This window comes from Gottfriedia sp. S16(2024) (assembly GCF_050473765.1).
Classification (GTDB): Bacteria; Bacillota; Bacilli; order Bacillales; family Bacillaceae_G; genus Gottfriedia.
The window spans coordinates 2,417,065-2,433,579 of record NZ_JBFLUO010000001.1; the positions used below are offsets into that span (position 1 = coordinate 2,417,065).

The window sequence follows — 16,515 nt, forward strand, 5'->3', positions numbered from 1 at the left end:
TCGGCAAGCCTGCGGGGTCTCAGCCTTCCCGCTAATCCCATAGGAGTCGAGCACCCCTCCGTTCCAATCAACTTATTCATCAAAAAACAATCTGCAACAAAACCAAATCAAATAGCCTTTCCTTAGAGTATCTTAACAGTTATTTATTAATCAGTCTGTAGGTCAATTAATATTAAACATTAATTAATAAACTAATCAATTGAATTTTTTTTTCAAAAATTAGCTCATAATATTTTTAATTTCTGAAAAAAAAAACTTACTAGTGTTACTGGAAACATAAAATTGCTCAAACGTATTAACATTTAAAACCAATAATAGATAGATCATCCAAAAAACGATAATTTCACCATTAATAAATGTTCATTTAATGTCCGTTTCCTCTATTGACCATTTTATATTTCAACACTCTGAAAAACAACCATGTCAATTAATTATCAAATTTTCGTAAAAGGAGTATAGTGAAATTGATTTCCACTAAAGGATGTTATGAGTAATTAATTTTCAACTTCGAACATTTATAGTTCCTCATGAACGTGTTATGAGGAAGTATATTACGAAATCGAGCATATATAGTTCCTCATGAACGTGTTATGAGGAAGTAAATTACGAAATCGAGCATATATAGTTCCTCATGAACCCGTTATGAGTAATTAATTTTCAACAAGCTGCAATTATAATGACTCATGAACCCGCTATGAGGAAGTAAATTTGATTAAGCTGCATTTATAGTGACTCATGAACCTGTTATGAGTAAGTAATTTTCATCATCTTGCAATTATAGTACCTCATGAACCTGTTATGTTTACCAAGATTCAAATAAATCTCTACCATTTAATGGCTGAACGGGACGGCTATTAGGTTTGAAATAATTTTGATAAGAATGGACTTGTTCTTCGGAAAATTGTATAGGTTTGTTAAAGACGATCCATTTAATTCCTTCAGTACATGGAGGAGTTGTAAATGAGCCAGTGTATGAAAATTTTTTACTAGTATAGGGAATGAAGGGCTGCAAATTTAGTTTTACAACTTTTCGACCAAGTTCCTCATCCGTAGGATTTACATCAAGGATTTTTTGGAATTCTTTATTCAATCTACCAATATCAACAAGTACTCCGATGGTAATTATGGAATTTTTTTTATTTTCATTTATAAAATGAATCTCTAAATCACTTTGTTTCCCATTTATAGTATGCTCACTTGGAGTATGGAAATGAAATTGTTTTAGTGTATAGTTTGTTCCATTTAAATTAATTGAGTTGGAGTGATTTACTGGAATGAAATTTACCGTGTACTGCGATCTTTCTATTTTAAAAAGATCATTATGATAGTTTATACCTAAAGGTAGTGATTTTTTTATGGTTTGATCAATATTAACTGGAGATTGTTGTTTCCCATTGGAACATAGTGAATAATCTTTATTGATTGAACTCCAATAATTAGGTCCAGTATTACCTGTGTAAGACCAGTCTTCATTTCTTGCAGCTGAAACTGTTGATTTATTTAGATGAACCTCATGCACATTATGATTATTTGAACAGGCTGAGAATGTAAGACTGAATAGTATGATGAATAGAAAAAAATAGTTCATTATATACTTTCCTTTCATGATATGTATGATAGGATACATTTTAGACAACGATGTTACGGAACAAACCTATAATAAGGGGGAGAAGATGATGACGTTAGAAGAAGTAATGAAATCATTAGAGGAAATGGGTACTGAGCAAACGAAAAAAACTTTTTTGCGCCATGGTGCAAAGGAACCTTTATTTGGCGTTAAAATTGGTGATCTGAAAAAGCTTGTTAAATATGTTAAAAAGGATCAAGAATTAGCATTATCACTTTTCCATACAGGAAATTCAGATGCAATGTATTTGGCCGGTTTATCAATTAATCCAAAGTTAATGACAAAGGAACAGCTTCAAAATTGGGCGAAAGAAGCCCACTGGTCTATGATTGCTGAAAGTATTGTAGGTGCTGTTGCAGCAGAAAGCAAGTATGCAATCGAGTTAGCTAGAGAATGGTTGAAGTCAGATGATGAATTAATTGAAAATTGTGGATGGAGCACTTATAGTCATTATTTATCAATTGCACCAGATGAAGAGATTGATAAAGAAGAAGTTCATAAATTACTTAATTATATTGAAAATAATATACATACTTCAAAAAATAGAGTTCGTTATACGATGAATGGATTTGTAATTGTGGTAGGAAGTTATGTACCAAGTCTTACAGTTGAAGCAATGATGGTTGGTCAAAAGATTGGAAAAGTCCACGTGAACGTTGGAGATACGGCTTGTAAGGTACCTCTAGCAACTGATTATATTGAAAAGGTCGAGGCGAGGGGAAAGCTTGGAGTAAAGAAAAAAACATGCATTTGTTAATTTGATCAGTCACCTATTAATATGGTGACTTTTTATTAGAAAGAAACGGGAGAGAACCATGATTATAAAATCAAATAGACTATATTTAAGAAAGCTTAAAATGGATGACCTAGATCATTTACACAAACTTCAATCTAATGTGAATGTAATGAGATACATAACAAATCGTCCTAAAACATTAGAAGAAACTAAAAATGAATTAAATAAGATTCTTCAAATGTATAAGGAGAAAAATGCTGATTTTGAAGTGATGGCAGTTAGTAAAAGTGGGACTAATCAATTGATTGGAACATGTGCAGTCATAAAAAATGATTCAGATGAGTTTGAAATAGGCTATCGATTAGCTGAAGAAGAATGGGGAAATGGTTACGGCTCTGAAATTGCTAGTTTAATAGAAGATTATTGTTTTGGAATCAGAAAGTTAAATTTTATTGTAGCTACCGTTGAAGCAAAAAACATCTATTCAGTAAAAATCCTTGAGAAAAAAGGATTTAATTTAATTTTAGAATCAATTGATGATGAAAATGAGGAATTAACTAAATATTATCGTAAAGATCGTCATAATTATTAGAAATAATCAAATTAACTAAAAGGAGAAATCTAATGGACTTTAATATCCATTTTGATGAATTTCACTTTGTTTCTACCATCATTATTACGCTAGTAAATTATATAACTCTTGGATTTTTATTTATTTGGATCTATAGAACAAATGATTTGAAGCCAGAAATATGGAAGGCTATTATTGCAATCCTTATCGGTTTATTTGTCTTTAGTATTAATTTAAATTTTGATGAATATCGAATTGAAATACCAATTTTACCTCTTGGATTTTGGATTTTAATGTGGGTCTGTAAACGTAATGATAATCAGGAACGATGGGAAAAATATAGGCGTTTTGCATGGGCTGGTTTTTTGATTAGATTTTTCTTTTTACTTACAAGTTTATTGCAAATGTTAATTGATTCAATAATCTATTCATAGTTAATGTTCAAGTATTTGTTTTCCACTCCAATAATTATTAGAATAAGATTAAAAGTGTAATTATTGGAGGGAAAGGATGAAACGAAAAACAATTCATAATGTATTTTCAGCATTAATGATTTCCATTTTATTTACAGGATGCAGTAATCAACAAGCTGAAACGAATACAACGAAAAACCACGAAAATCATGCTAAACATATTCAAACAAGTGATATTAGAGAACAAACAATTAATAAAGAAACTCTACCGAAGTTTTTAAGTGATAAAGAACAACAGATTCAACAAATTTATATGGTGGCAGCACAACATGCTACTTTACTTAAAAATATCCCATGTTATTGTGGTTGCGGTGAAAGTGTAGGTCATAAAAGTAATTTAGATTGCTTTATCCATGAAGTAAAAGAAGATAATTCAATTGTGTGGGATAGCCATGCAACTTCGTGCGTCAACTGTATGGAGATTGCAGTTGAATCAGCGAAATTACAGCAAGAAGGAAAAACGCCTTTAGAAATTCGAAAATATATTGATAATAAATATAAAGATGGATATGCCAAACCAACAAATACACCAATGCCAAAAGAACAGGGTTAAGGATATAGGAAAAAAAGGGATCGTAAATAAAAAGTCAGACAGTTACTGAGAAATTCTAGTAACTGTCTGACTTTTTTATTTCTATTATTTATCTTGCATGATAGATCGATCAATTTTCGTAATTTCTTCATATAATACTTGATGCTCTGTTTTATAAGGAGGCGTTGTTCCTAATTTTTTTGCGATTAAAAACATAAATAATACGGCTACTAAGCAAATTCCCCAAAAAAGATATCCGATTAGAGTCATTAATTTTCTCCTTTTGTATGCATTACTAATCATTTCTTTATCATATGTAATATTCCTTTAAATTTTACAAATAATATTTTGACACATATGAACAATCACTCATATAATATAAATATAGAAAACATATGAATGATTGTTCATGTATTCATAGGAGGACAGTTTATGATTGAAGAAAAGAAGAAAGTTGACGAAGTATGTGATGAAGCATGTCAACAAACTGTTATGCATGAGGATATAATTCTTTCAGTAAAAGAAAGTATGTTGAATATTGAAACACTAACAGGAGTAGCAGAACTTTTTAAAGTTCTTGGAGATAAGACGAGAACGAGAATATTACATGCACTTAGTCAATCTGAGATGTGTGTATGTGACCTAGCTTATTTATTAGAAATGACCCAATCATCTATATCACATCAGTTACGTGTATTAAAACAAGCGCATTTAGTGAAAAATCGTAAAGAAGGTAAAGTAGTTTATTATTCGTTAGCAGATGATCATGTTACACAAATTTTCAATCAAGCACTAGAACATATTTTAGAGGATTAATATAGATGTTTCTTGAGAGGAGTTGAGTTTGTTGAGTAGGGGGCAAAGGCAAGTAAATAGTGAATTAAAATTAGAAGGACTTGATTGCGCCAATTGTGCAATGAAGATTGAAAAAGGAGTTTCCACACTTGAAGGCGTTGATGCATGTTCAGTAAATTTTGCAACATTAACGATGACAATTACGACGAGTGAGGAACAAAAAGAATCAGTTATCGAAAGCGCTAAAGATAAGATTCGTGTTTTAGAACCGCATATTAATCCTGTTTCAAAAATGGATTCAAAACTTGGGCAAGAGAAGCAACAGGGAATGAATGCTGAAACAAAAAAACTTATTGCTAAATTAGGGATTGGTACTGCTTTATTAATTTTAGCCCAATTACTTAATGTACCAATGCTCTATCAATTGATTATTTTTATAGCAGCCTATTTAATAGCGGGTGCTGACGTTGTTTTAAAAGCTATTCGAAATATTTTCAGAGGGCAAGTATTTGATGAAAATTTTTTAATGGGAGTAGCTACAATTGGTGCATTTATGATTGGAGAGTACCCTGAAGCTGTTGCGGTAATGCTATTTTATCAGCTAGGTGAATTGTTCCAAAGTATTGCAGTAAATCGATCACGGAATTCGATTTCCAAGTTAATGGATATACGTCCTGATTATGCGAATTTAAAAAATGGTGACAAAACTGAACAAGTATCTCCTGAAAAAATTCAAATTGGTGATCTAATCATCGTCAAACCTGGGGAAAGGGTTCCGTTAGATGGAATTGTAAAAAGTGGATATTCAAGTGTTGATACTTCTGCATTAACTGGAGAGTCATTACCAAGAGAAATATTTGAAGGTGATGAAGTATTAAGTGGATTTATAAATGTTCAAGGTTTACTTGAAATTGAAGTCACGAAGGAATTTAATGAATCGACAGTATCAAAAATATTGGAACTTGTTCAAAATGCAACAAATAAAAAGGCACCTACTGAAAACTTTATCACAAAATTTGCAAAGGTTTATACACCTATAGTTGTCATCACAGCAGCTATTATTGCAATCATCCCACCAATTATTATTCCTGGTGAAACACTTTACGATTGGGTATATCGAGCATTAATTTTCCTAGTTATTTCATGTCCATGTGCTCTAGTTGTTTCAATTCCTTTAGGATTTTTTGGAGGAATCGGAGCAGCTTCAAAATCCGGGGTATTAGTAAAAGGAAGTAATTATTTAGAAGCATTAAATGATTTGAAGTATATTGTGTTTGATAAAACTGGAACGTTAACGAAAGGGCAATTCCAAGTAAGCTCGATTATACCTACACGTGGTCATTCGAAAGAGGAGCTACTGGAATTAGCTGCTTATGGAGAGTTTTATTCTACTCACCCAATCGCATTATCAATTCGTCAAAAGTATGGTAAAGATATTGTTGAAGCAAAGCTATCTAACTATACTGAAATTGCGGGACATGGAATTAGCGTTACGATAAATGGAGACGCACTGTTAGTAGGTAATTCAAGACTAATGGAAAGTCATTCAATTTTATACGAACCAACTAGAGAAGTAGGTACAACAGTCTATTTAGCAAAAAATAAGCATTATATCGGATCAATTGTCATTGCAGACCAACTAAAAGATGATGCGAAAGAAGCTATACTTGAGCTTAAAAAAGTTGGAATTAAAAAGACTATCATGTTAACCGGGGATTCTAACTCAGTTGCGAAAAGCATTGGTAAAGAATTAGCAATAGATGATATTTATTCAGAGCTTCTTCCACATCAGAAGGTAGAAAAACTTGAATTGATCGAAAAAATAAAATCATCGAAAGAAAAAATTGCATTTGTTGGAGACGGTATTAATGACGCACCAGTTTTAGCTCAAGCAGATATAGGTATTGCGATGGGCGGTATTGGTTCCGATGCAGCCATTGAAGCTGCGGATGTTGTATTAATGTCCGATGAACCTTCAAAAATTGTAGATGCAATTAAAATCGCTAAACGTACAAGACAAATTGTATGGCAAAACATCTTTTTTGCTTTAGCGGTGAAAGGATTTTTCTTATTACTAGGTGTAATCGGAATAGCGACAATGTGGGAAGCAGTCATTTCAGATGTTGGTGTTACTGTATTGGCAGTATTGAACTCGATGAGAGTATTAAGACTTAAATAAAGCTAAAAAACTCAGACTAAACGAAATTAGTCTGAGTTTTTTCTTTTTTTGATAAAAAGGAAGATAAATACGGCCAATCCAATCGCTAAAATTCCATAAATAATACTCGAGTACACATCCATATACTCTACAATCTTTTCCCAGGATGCACCGACTGATGCACCAACTAAAACTAAAATTGTATTCCATATTAATGAGCCTAAAGTTGTAAATAACAAAAAGATCCAAAAATTCATTCGAGCCATTCCAGCTGGAATAGAAATTAAACTACGAATTAGTGGAATGAGTCTACAGAAAAAGACTGTCCAAACACCGTATTTTGAAAACCATTCGTCCGCTTTATGGACATCCTTTTTAGTTAAACGTAAAATATGCCCCCAGCGGTCTACGATTTTTTCTAACGTTTTTACATCTAGTAAAGTACCAATCCAAAAAAGTATGATTGCTCCAATTACTGATCCTAAAGTTGAAAAGCAAATAACCCCTATTTTAGATAGTGAAGATTCTGTAGTCATGAACCCGCCAAACGTTAAAATGACTTCGGAAGGAATTGGAGGAAATATATTTTCTAATGCAATTAATAAAAAAATGCCTAAATAGCCAAATGAATCCATCGTTTCAATAATCCAGTTTTGCATGAAATTACCTCAGGTTTGATTTTATTTTTAAGGAATAATTAGAAGTTTTTAATATTCCTTGTGAAAGAATATACTATGTAACTAGTGATTTAGGCAAGTAATTGTGAAACTTGTTCCATAAATAGAATAAACAAATATCTAATAAAATGTAGATTTTATGTCTGGTCAACACTGTATTAGCATTGTAAGGGAGAATTTTTTTGAAAGTCAGAGGATTTAGAACAGTTGATAGAGAATTAAAGTAGATTAATATAAAATCAGAAATTAGATTTTGTTACGATACTTCTCCTAAATCTGAAGAAATGTAATTAGCTATTTAGGAATAATGTCTTTGTAAAAAAAGGAGGATGGACATGTTTAAGGTTCAATTAAGTGAGGATTTATCAATCAATTTATTAATACCAAAGTATGCAGCAACATTAGTAGAGGCGCTGAAGGAAAATCAAAACTCCTTAAAAGAATGGTTGGTTTGGGCTGAAAATATTCCATTGATCGAGGATTATCAAAATTCGATTATACCTATGTGGTTACAAAAGTTTGCAGATAATAATGGTTTTGAAGCGGGAATTTTTTATAAGAATGAACTAGTAGGTATGTTGGGATTACATTATATAGACTGGTCGAATCAAACAACTGAAATAGGTTATTGGTTAAGTGAACAAACACAGGGTAAAGGAATAATGACTCGTGCTGTAGAAGGTTTAGTTTCATATTGTTATGATGAGCTTAATCTTAATCGAGTAGTGATTAGGGCAGCTGTTGAAAATGCGAAGAGTAGGGCAATTCCTGAACGTTTAAATTTTAAACAAGAAGGTATCCAAAGAGAAGCACAGCAAATTAGAGAAAAGTATTATGATATAGCTGTTTATAGTATGTTGAAAAAGGAATGGAAAAAGTAAATGAATCAATTTGCGTTAGCTAAAAATGCTAACGCTTTTTTGTGGGGGAATAATGATGGAGGAAGAAAATAATGACTTATAATACAATCTTGTTCGATTTAGATGGTACATTGACGGATCCAAAGGTAGGGATTTTAAACTCGGTAAAGTATGCATTACAGAAAATGAATAAAGCTATTCCATTCGAATCAGAGCTTTTAAAATTTATTGGACCACCTATTCAGCAATCATTTTCGGAAGTTTGTCAATTTAATGAAAAAGAAGTATTAAATGCAGTTCGTTTTTATCGCGAATACTTTTCGCAGAATGGTATGATTGAAAATAATGTTTATGATGGGATACGTGAGCTTCTAAGCGATTTGCAAAAAGAGAATAAAAGATTATATGTAGCAACTTCAAAACCAACTATTTTCGCAACGAAAATATTGAGCCATTTTCAACTCGATGAGTTTTTTATTCAAATTGTTGGAAGTGAACTAGACGGCACAAGAATTGATAAAGGCGAGATAATTGAGTATATATTCGAAAAGAATAATGACCTTTCTAAGGAAGATTCGGTAATGGTTGGGGACCGACTTCACGATATAAAAGGTGCAAAAATAGCTAATATTGATGCGATTGGAATAACTTACGGATATGGAAGTGAATTGGAATTAATTGATGCAGGTGCGAATGCAATTATTAATAGTGTAGATCAATTGAAAAAAATGTTATTAAATGAGTTAAAGATAATGGCCTAATAATGAAGGAGGAGTTTGATTGAAGAGTGGAAAAATACATTATGCTTGGATTATATTAATTGTTACGTTCTTATCCGTCATTATTGCTGCTGTAACAAATACGATGTCTGGAGTGATGATGATTCCTTTTGAAAAGGAATTCGGTTGGAGTAGAGCATCAATTTCAGGTGCATTTGCGATTTGTATAACTCTCGTTGGATTCTCTGGACCATTTATAGCCGGCTTATATCAAAAGTTTAGTGTAAGAAAAGTATTGTTAGTAGGTATGGGAACATTATTATGTGCTATTTTACTAACAACAATTATGTCCCAAATTTGGCATTTATTTATCATTTGGGGAATCATTATTGGATTAAGTGCGGGGGCATTTTTGACCGTGTTAAATGCGTATGTTGCAACTACTTGGTTTGAGAAAAAACGTGGTTTAGCGCTAGGGCTTTTAACGTCTAGTTCAGCAGCAGGTCAGCTTGTTTTTTTACCATTGATGGCATATATCGTTGAAAATTATTCATGGAGAAATGCCGTTTTAACTATATTTTCTTTTGGTGTTTTCATTTATGTTTTACTTTGGATTTTTATGAAGAATGATCCAGCAGATGTTGGAGTTTTCCCTTTAGGTGCTGAAAAAAGTAATAAGAAGCAAGCCAAAAATGTTAATCCAGTGAAGGCAGCTTTTGATGGGTTCAAGTTAGGTGCTAAATCGAAAGTTTTTTGGTTATTAGCGGGAAGTTTTTTTGTCTGTGGCTTTTCAACTAGTGGTTTGATCGGTACGCATTTTATCTCACTTTGTATCGATTATGGATATAAAGAGGTCACGGCTGCTAGTATTTTAGCGTTCATGGGAATATTTAATATTATAGGAACGACTTTATCAGGATATATTTCCGATCGCTTTGATAATCGTTGGTTATTATTTTGGTATTATGGTTTAAGAGGATTATCATTACTAATTCTTCCTTTTGCTTTATCAACGAATTCAATCATTTATTTAAGTGCTTTTGCCATTTTCTATGGAATGGATTGGATTGCTACAGTTCCTCCAACTATTAAACTAGCGACGGATCATTTTGGTAAAGAGAAGGTAGGGGTAATCTATGGATGGATTTATACCGCTCATCAATTAGGTGCTGGAGCTGCAGCATATGGTGGAGGTTTAGTTTATTCTTGGTTAAATGCCTACCAATCAATCTTTATTGCAGCAGGAATATTTTGTTTAGTTGCAACTTTATTTGTACTTAATATTAAAAAAAGAGCGGTATTAAATCAGAATCTTTCAGCGTAGAATGAAAATTAATAAAAAAATAATTAAATAATTGAGGTAGAATGAATGACCTATCTTTATAAAATAACAAAAGATAAATATAAAATAATGCGTGAGAAAAACTGTTTTTGGGAAGGTAAGATTCGTAAAATTTGTGAGTTAGAAAAGGTCGATTATGAGAAGCTTACGCGATTTTCGTACGGTGGAAATATTGTTTTTAGTATAGATGGAGAAGTTGTAATTAAATTATATCCTTCTTATGTGAATGATGAGTTCATAAAGGAGAAGCAAGTTCTCGAGTTTTTAAACGGCAGAACACTTTCCGTAGATATTCCTAAATTAATTTCAACTGGTCAATTTGAAGGCTGGAGCTATTTAATAATGAGTGAACTAAAAGGGACTCTATTAATTGATATTTTTGATGAACTGTCTTTTGAAGAGAAAAAGCAAATTGCGTTTGATTTAGGAAAAATAATAAGAGAAATCCATGACGCAACCATCTCAACAAAACAAGATGATTATGATCATTGGAAGCAATTTATTACGAATCAATTGGAGCAAGTAGAGAATCATCATAAAAACAACGAAATGAATGATGAATTATTTAACCAATTAACAAGCTATGTTGAAGAAAAAACATTGCAAGGAAAAGAACAAATCGTGTTATTAACCGGAGAATACACACCATATAATTTAATCATGAATAAAGTTGATGATATGTGGAGGTTTACTGGTTTAATTGATTTTGCTGATTGCTTTGTTGGAAACTCAAAATATGATTTACTTGGACCAATAGCGTTTATGTTTTATCCTTTTGAAGGACTAAATAAAACTTTTCTAGAGAGCTACGGCTATTTGAATAACGAATTAAACGAGGGCTTACAAAAAGAATTAATGACTTATTTATTACTACATCGTTTTAGTAATATTAGTTTCTATCAAGAAAAGTCAGAAGTAGCAATGAAAGCTACTACGTTAAAAGAATTGGAAAATATATTTTTTAATTTTAAGATCTGTTAAAAACTTATTTAACTAATTGACAGATTAGTTGAAGAAGACACATTGGAATTTTATGGTGTAAAATACATATAAACATACTCGAATTGGAGAAGAGAAATGGACACTGCGATTGAACGAATTTATAGTAAGTCATTTTCTGAAAAGGGAATGAGTAACGTTATTAAGTGGGAAGTACAACCAATAAAAGAACAACAATTAATAAAGATTAAATTTATTAATAAAAGTTCATTACATAGGCAAGGAATATGGTTGAAAACAGATGTGGGTATTGAAATACCAGCTCTTAGTGAAGAAATCTACCCGAGTATTAATTTATGGGAAGACACTTCTCCTAAGGAGATTATTTGCAAATGTCATTCGAAAAACGGATATCTAAGTTTATATAATATCTGGGATAAGGGCGATGGAAGGAAGTCGCAGTCTTACTCATCGGGTATGATTGTTGAAGAGAAAGAAGGTAATTTTATATATAACTGTAATGACTTTGGTTTTGAAACGAATTTTGATGATTTGGTTTTTTCAATCGAAAAACTTTAGACATCTTATTCAACTAACGCAATGCTTATGTTTAACAAGACGACTGCTTCGGCGGTCGTTTTTATTGCACTAAATGGCAGTTTAGTTGAATAAGGAATGTTATAATAAATTGTTTAATTTATTGTAGTTGTTAGATTTATTTCTAAGGAGTGAACTCAATGAAATTCAAGTTTTATAATGATACAGGTAGAGAAGTAAGCATTCATCCAGCTACTGAAATTAATGGCATTAATTGTGATATGAGTGTAATAAAACCACTAGAAGAGCGTACTTTCTTTTTACCAGAAAAAACTTATCCTTGGGTAAAAATGTGGGATTATGGAGAAAAAAAAGGACTAAGCATTTTGGTTTCACCACAATCTGATAATGAATAGAACGAGTAAATTTCACCTGAAAATTAGATATCCTTATTCAATTAGAGCAATGCGATAGTTCCATAAGTACAATCTATTGTATTTGACTTTTCCAGGAGGAAAAATGAGAAAATATGCTATTTTAAATAATCCAATTAATAAAATTGAAAAAGTAATGGTCTACACTTTTAATGATGATGAAGTATACGTATTTTTATATAATACAAAGTATGATAACCCCAGCATTGGAGATTATTTATTTGAAGAGATAGATGATGCAGAACAATTTTGTAACAATGAATTTGGAATCAATGAGGGTGATTGGCTATACATTGATGATCCAGTTGAAGGGGAACAACATGATATAATCAATAATTAAAAAGTTAATTCTTATGCAACTAACGCACTGCGATTCTTCAATAACGAAGGATCGTTTTTTATGCAACTAAATGGCAGATTAGTTGAATAAGAAGATGGTATAATTTAGATAAGAATCTAAGTAAATCGAGGTGAATCAAGTCGAATGCCCATTAAAAATCGAGATATTGTTACTTTGGCAAGATTTGGAGATTTTGAAACATTTAAGAAAGAATTTAAGTCGCGAGAAATTGATAAAAAGGTAGATTTCAACACTGAATTATTGGCACAATCAATAGCAGGTGAAAATTTTGAAATATCATTATTCCTAATACAAAATGGAATAAATGTAAATGGATTAAACGAAGACGGTAGTTCCGTGTTACACCTAATCTGCGACTACCCAAATATAGATGTAGCAAAAGAAATACTTAACCATGGTGGAAATATAAACATTAGAAACAAATATGGTAACAATGCGATGTGGACTGCTGTTTTTAATTGTAAAGGTAAATATTACGATATGGTGGAACTCTTTATGCAATACAATCCAGATACTACTACTAAAAATAACGCAGGCAGGTCACCATTAGACTTTGCAAAACAGGTAGGAAATGAAAAATTGATTGAAATCTTAACGAAATAATGTACAACTAACGCATGTTTTAGTTGTACAAAATGATCGGCTGTTTAGTCGATTTTTTTATATAAAAGATAAAAATCCCACAACTTACTAAAGCTGTTAGGTTAGTTATAATTTAACTAATACGATTTGTTCTATTAACGGAGGTGTTATTATGCTTTGGTCGATATTGATAGATGTTATCTTGTTGTTATTTACAATTACTTATTTTGTTAAAACTTTTTTAAATGGATTCAAGAATAAAATGACTTTTAAAGAAATTATTAAATCAAATTACTTTTTGATGTTATTTTATTTACTTATTCTTTATCCTATAATCATCAAGGATTTCATCCGATATTTATTAAAATAAAACAGAAATGATGTAAAAGATATTAATTGGAAACTATTATAATTTCAAAATCTTATTCAACTAACTGATGCATTAGTTGAACAACAAGATCGGCTGTTTAGTCGATTTTTTTTATTCAACAAAATGGCGATGGCAGGAAAGTTGGATAAGGATTTTTAACAAATTTACCAATATTTGGGTTATAATTATTGCTACTATGGTTATAGGAGGAAATAATGAAAAAGATTATATCCACAACAATATTAATTTTGCTAGTATTTTCTATGAGTGCTTGTACTAATAATCCAAAATCAAACAATGCTATTTCTGAAGCTAAGTTGACAAAAAGAGAAAAGGCAATACTTTCAACAACATCGGATAAATCTTTTGTTTATGACTTCAATGTTAACAGTAATTACAAGGAATTATCTGTTTGGATTGAAAAATATGAATTTGGTAAATTAGTTGGAGATAAGATAGATCATATTACTTCTGGGATTAAAGAGGATGGCTCAATTATCTTTACAACTTCTAAAACACCTAATAATCAAAATCAATCTCTGTTTAATATCAGTATTAATAGTGATGGTTCAACAGATGTAGTTAATCAGTTGGAAACGACTTTTAAAGATGGTTTAGAAGGCGTTACGAGTATTTCGGGAAGCAACCAAACAGAAAACAACCCTATTAAAAATAATATAGTCTTAGCTAGCATTTGTTATAAAAAAGAGGGACATCGTATGGATTCGCTTACTGATGATTTTTATAGAGATGTGAATAAACATATTGATGAAATAAGAGACTATGATGTTGTCTATTTACTTAGAGCTGAGTTTATTAAATAGGTGGAAGTATTACAATAAATAAATACGGTCTAAAATTAGAGGTTCTTGTTACTACGTTATTTAACTAAAGCACTGCATTTGTTGAATAAGCATTAAAATAAAAGATTGTTGGGTGAAAACAGTTTTTTTAGTACTCATAAATCAACATTTTAAATTAACAGAGCCTAATTTTAAGTAATTTAACCATAAGTGCATCGAGAACGACTTAAATTAGTCAATTTCGATGCACTTTTTGTATTTAATTTAATGCGATTAAAAATGGATATAATTCAGCAGTCATTACGTTCTTTTTAACAGCCGGATCATTTTGCATGATTTCTTTAGCATGCAGTAAGCTTTCTGTTTTTAAGATGACAATACCAAACTCAGCTTGTTCGGTTCTTCCAGCTAATGATACAGTCTTTTCTTTATTTAAGTTCTGTAGATAATGAAAATGTTCCGATACAATATTGCGTTCTTCTTCCGTTGAATCATGTAAAAAAGTTGATCGAACTGGTTTTAAAACATAAATAAAGTTTTCCACTAAAAGTCACATCCTATCGTTTATAATAGTTATACTATAGCACGTAATCATTAATTGTAAGGGTGATACATATGCAGAAAATTATTATAGAAAAACTAAAACAAATAGAAGCCGAACATGACGTAAAAATACTATTTGCCGTTGAGTCTGGTAGTAGAGCGTGGGGTTTTCCATCTAAAGACAGCGATTATGATGTGCGTTTTGTCTATGTACATAAGAAAGAATGGTATTTAAGCATTGACCAAAGACGTGACGTAATTGAATATCCAATCAATGATTTACTCGATTTTAGTGGCTGGGACTTAAAAAAGGCTCTTAATCTTTTTGCAAAATCAAACCCGGCATTATTAGAATGGTTAAGATCTCCAATTGTATATCATGATGATTTAACGATTTCAGAAGTATTAAGAAAAATGGGGAATGAAATTCTTTCTAAAAAGGTGTGTATTTACCATTATCTCCATATGGCTAAAGGGAATTATCGTGATTATTTGCAAGGGGAAGAAGTTAAGATTAAAAAGTATTTTTATGTATTAAGACCAATTTTAGCTTGTATGTGGATCAAAAAATACAATGAAATTCCACCAATTATGTTTGATGAACTTCTAGAAATGGAAGGGCTAGACCAGGAATTTTTAGAAGAAGTAGGCAAGTTATTAATCCGAAAAAAACAAGGTGATGAATTAGATTTAGAGCCTAGAAAAAAAGTATTAAACGATTTTATTGAAAATAACATTCAGTTTTTTGAAGAGTATGTTAAGGGGATTACTGAATCGAACAAGGTGAATATCGGGAACTTAAATGAATTATTTCGAACGACAATTGAACATTCATGGGAAAAATAGAATAGACTACACACTTTTTGGGAAAAATTTCTTTGTATGTTAACAAAGAAATTGGAGTGTGAATGAAGTTGGCAAATTTAGAAAGTTTATTAAATCAACAACTAGCGAATTGGAATGTGTTATATGTAAAATTACATAACTATCATTGGTATGTAAAAGGACCGAATTTCTTTACGCTACATGAAAAATTTGAATTGTATTATGACGATGCAAAAGTAATGGTAGACGATTTAGGAGAACGGATTTTAACAATTGGTGCAAAACCAATTGCAACACTTCGTGAATACTTAGAAACGGCTACGATTAAAGAAGGAAATCATACATTTTCTGCAGAAGAAATGGTATCTGATCTAATTAAAGACTATGAAAAAGTTGTACAAGAATCACGTGAAGTCATTTCAATTGCAGAAGAAAGTGATGATCAAGAAACAGCTGACTTATTTCTAGGTAAGATTGCTGAAATTGAAAAGATGCTTTGGATGTTAAAGTCATTTCTTGGTAAATGAATAAATATTTAAATGGGTGAATTAACCAATCATTAATTATGATTGGTTAGTTCACCTTTTTTTATTTTATCCGTTTTTTTCATCTTGTTTTCCAGTGTGAAACA

Annotated in this window: 21 protein-coding genes; 17 read left to right on the forward strand and 4 right to left on the reverse strand. The window is 31.2% G+C overall.

Features of this window, described 5'->3' with window-relative positions; translation table 11 throughout:
- Window positions 1–802: 802 nt before the first annotated feature.
- Complete coding sequence (locus tag AB1282_RS11320; RefSeq protein ID WP_429899117.1) at window positions 803–1,588, reverse strand: carbonic anhydrase; 786 nt, start codon at window positions 1,586–1,588, stop codon at window positions 803–805.
- Window positions 1,589–1,676: 88 nt separating this feature from the next.
- Between AB1282_RS11320 and AB1282_RS11325 the strand changes: the two genes are divergently transcribed.
- The 4 genes from AB1282_RS11325 to AB1282_RS11340 all read left to right on the forward strand — a co-directional run bounded on the left by AB1282_RS11325 (window position 1,677) and on the right by AB1282_RS11340 (window position 3,960).
- Window positions 1,677–2,384, forward strand: coding sequence for a DNA alkylation repair protein (locus AB1282_RS11325; protein ID WP_429901126.1), 708 nt, complete (start codon window positions 1,677–1,679; stop codon window positions 2,382–2,384).
- Between the two features lie 58 nt (window positions 2,385–2,442).
- A complete protein-coding gene (locus AB1282_RS11330; RefSeq protein WP_429899118.1) occupies window positions 2,443–2,955 on the forward strand; it encodes a GNAT family N-acetyltransferase in 513 nt (170 codons plus the stop codon).
- Between the two features lie 32 nt (window positions 2,956–2,987).
- Window positions 2,988–3,368, forward strand: a complete 381-nt coding sequence (locus AB1282_RS11335; protein ID WP_056471953.1) for a hypothetical protein — start codon at window positions 2,988–2,990, stop codon at window positions 3,366–3,368.
- A gap of 76 nt (window positions 3,369–3,444) precedes the next feature.
- Entirely contained in the window at window positions 3,445–3,960 is a 516-nt protein-coding gene (locus tag AB1282_RS11340) for a PCYCGC motif-containing (lipo)protein (RefSeq protein WP_056471955.1), read from the forward strand.
- 84 nt (window positions 3,961–4,044) lie between these two features.
- Here the strand turns inward: AB1282_RS11340 and AB1282_RS11345 are convergent, their stop codons facing one another.
- Window positions 4,045–4,209, reverse strand: coding sequence for a hypothetical protein (locus AB1282_RS11345; RefSeq protein ID WP_156339677.1), 165 nt, complete (start codon window positions 4,207–4,209; stop codon window positions 4,045–4,047).
- A 162-nt stretch (window positions 4,210–4,371) separates the two neighbouring features.
- On the opposite strand from AB1282_RS11345, the gene AB1282_RS11350 reads away from it, so the two are divergent.
- Together AB1282_RS11350 and AB1282_RS11355 are read left to right on the forward strand one after the other, a co-directional pair.
- Window positions 4,372–4,755, forward strand: a complete 384-nt coding sequence (locus AB1282_RS11350; RefSeq protein ID WP_056471958.1) for an ArsR/SmtB family transcription factor — start codon at window positions 4,372–4,374, stop codon at window positions 4,753–4,755.
- Window positions 4,756–4,786: 31 nt separating this feature from the next.
- Window positions 4,787–6,913 (forward strand): heavy metal translocating P-type ATPase, encoded by a 2,127-nt coding sequence (locus AB1282_RS11355; RefSeq protein WP_429899119.1) that lies wholly within the window; start codon window positions 4,787–4,789, stop codon window positions 6,911–6,913.
- Between the two features lie 26 nt (window positions 6,914–6,939).
- Here AB1282_RS11355 and AB1282_RS11360 read toward each other — a convergent pair whose 3' ends face one another.
- Window positions 6,940–7,551 carry a DedA family protein gene (locus AB1282_RS11360; protein ID WP_390313357.1) on the reverse strand — a complete coding sequence of 204 codons (612 nt, stop codon included), beginning with the start codon at window positions 7,549–7,551 and terminating at the stop codon, window positions 6,940–6,942.
- A gap of 353 nt (window positions 7,552–7,904) precedes the next feature.
- Between AB1282_RS11360 and AB1282_RS11365 the strand changes: the two genes are divergently transcribed.
- The 9 genes from AB1282_RS11365 (at window position 7,905) to AB1282_RS11405 (ending at window position 14,537) form a co-directional block, all read left to right on the forward strand.
- Window positions 7,905–8,450 carry a GNAT family N-acetyltransferase gene (locus tag AB1282_RS11365; protein ID WP_429899120.1) on the forward strand — a complete coding sequence of 182 codons (546 nt, stop codon included), beginning with the start codon at window positions 7,905–7,907 and terminating at the stop codon, window positions 8,448–8,450.
- Between the two features lie 71 nt (window positions 8,451–8,521).
- On the forward strand, window positions 8,522–9,190 hold the full coding sequence (locus AB1282_RS11370; RefSeq protein WP_429899121.1) for an HAD family hydrolase: 669 nt from the start codon (window positions 8,522–8,524) through the stop codon (window positions 9,188–9,190).
- A 19-nt stretch (window positions 9,191–9,209) separates the two neighbouring features.
- Entirely contained in the window at window positions 9,210–10,472 is a 1,263-nt protein-coding gene (locus AB1282_RS11375) for an MFS transporter (RefSeq protein ID WP_429899122.1), read from the forward strand.
- A 45-nt stretch (window positions 10,473–10,517) separates the two neighbouring features.
- Complete coding sequence (locus AB1282_RS11380) at window positions 10,518–11,471, forward strand: aminoglycoside phosphotransferase family protein (protein ID WP_429899123.1); 954 nt, start codon at window positions 10,518–10,520, stop codon at window positions 11,469–11,471.
- A 96-nt stretch (window positions 11,472–11,567) separates the two neighbouring features.
- Complete coding sequence (locus tag AB1282_RS11385) at window positions 11,568–12,008, forward strand: hypothetical protein (protein WP_429899124.1); 441 nt, start codon at window positions 11,568–11,570, stop codon at window positions 12,006–12,008.
- 158 nt (window positions 12,009–12,166) lie between these two features.
- Entirely contained in the window at window positions 12,167–12,382 is a 216-nt protein-coding gene (locus tag AB1282_RS11390; RefSeq protein ID WP_429899125.1) for a hypothetical protein, read from the forward strand.
- 103 nt (window positions 12,383–12,485) lie between these two features.
- Complete coding sequence (locus tag AB1282_RS11395; RefSeq protein WP_429899126.1) at window positions 12,486–12,740, forward strand: hypothetical protein; 255 nt, start codon at window positions 12,486–12,488, stop codon at window positions 12,738–12,740.
- Window positions 12,741–12,884: 144 nt separating this feature from the next.
- Window positions 12,885–13,364 (forward strand): ankyrin repeat domain-containing protein, encoded by a 480-nt coding sequence (locus AB1282_RS11400; RefSeq protein WP_429899127.1) that lies wholly within the window; start codon window positions 12,885–12,887, stop codon window positions 13,362–13,364.
- 564 nt (window positions 13,365–13,928) lie between these two features.
- The gene (locus AB1282_RS11405) at window positions 13,929–14,537 is read left to right on the forward strand and encodes a hypothetical protein (protein WP_056471986.1); all 609 of its coding nucleotides are present in this window, start codon (window positions 13,929–13,931) and stop codon (window positions 14,535–14,537) included.
- A gap of 238 nt (window positions 14,538–14,775) precedes the next feature.
- Here the strand turns inward: AB1282_RS11405 and AB1282_RS11410 are convergent, their stop codons facing one another.
- A complete protein-coding gene (locus AB1282_RS11410; protein WP_056471987.1) occupies window positions 14,776–15,060 on the reverse strand; it encodes a YciI family protein in 285 nt (94 codons plus the stop codon).
- Between the two features lie 71 nt (window positions 15,061–15,131).
- Between AB1282_RS11410 and AB1282_RS11415 the strand changes: the two genes are divergently transcribed.
- On the forward strand, window positions 15,132–15,905 hold the full coding sequence (locus AB1282_RS11415) for a nucleotidyltransferase domain-containing protein (RefSeq protein ID WP_429899128.1): 774 nt from the start codon (window positions 15,132–15,134) through the stop codon (window positions 15,903–15,905).
- A 62-nt stretch (window positions 15,906–15,967) separates the two neighbouring features.
- A complete protein-coding gene (locus tag AB1282_RS11420; protein WP_056471992.1) occupies window positions 15,968–16,411 on the forward strand; it encodes a Dps family protein in 444 nt (147 codons plus the stop codon).
- Window positions 16,412–16,515: the final 104 nt, after the last annotated feature.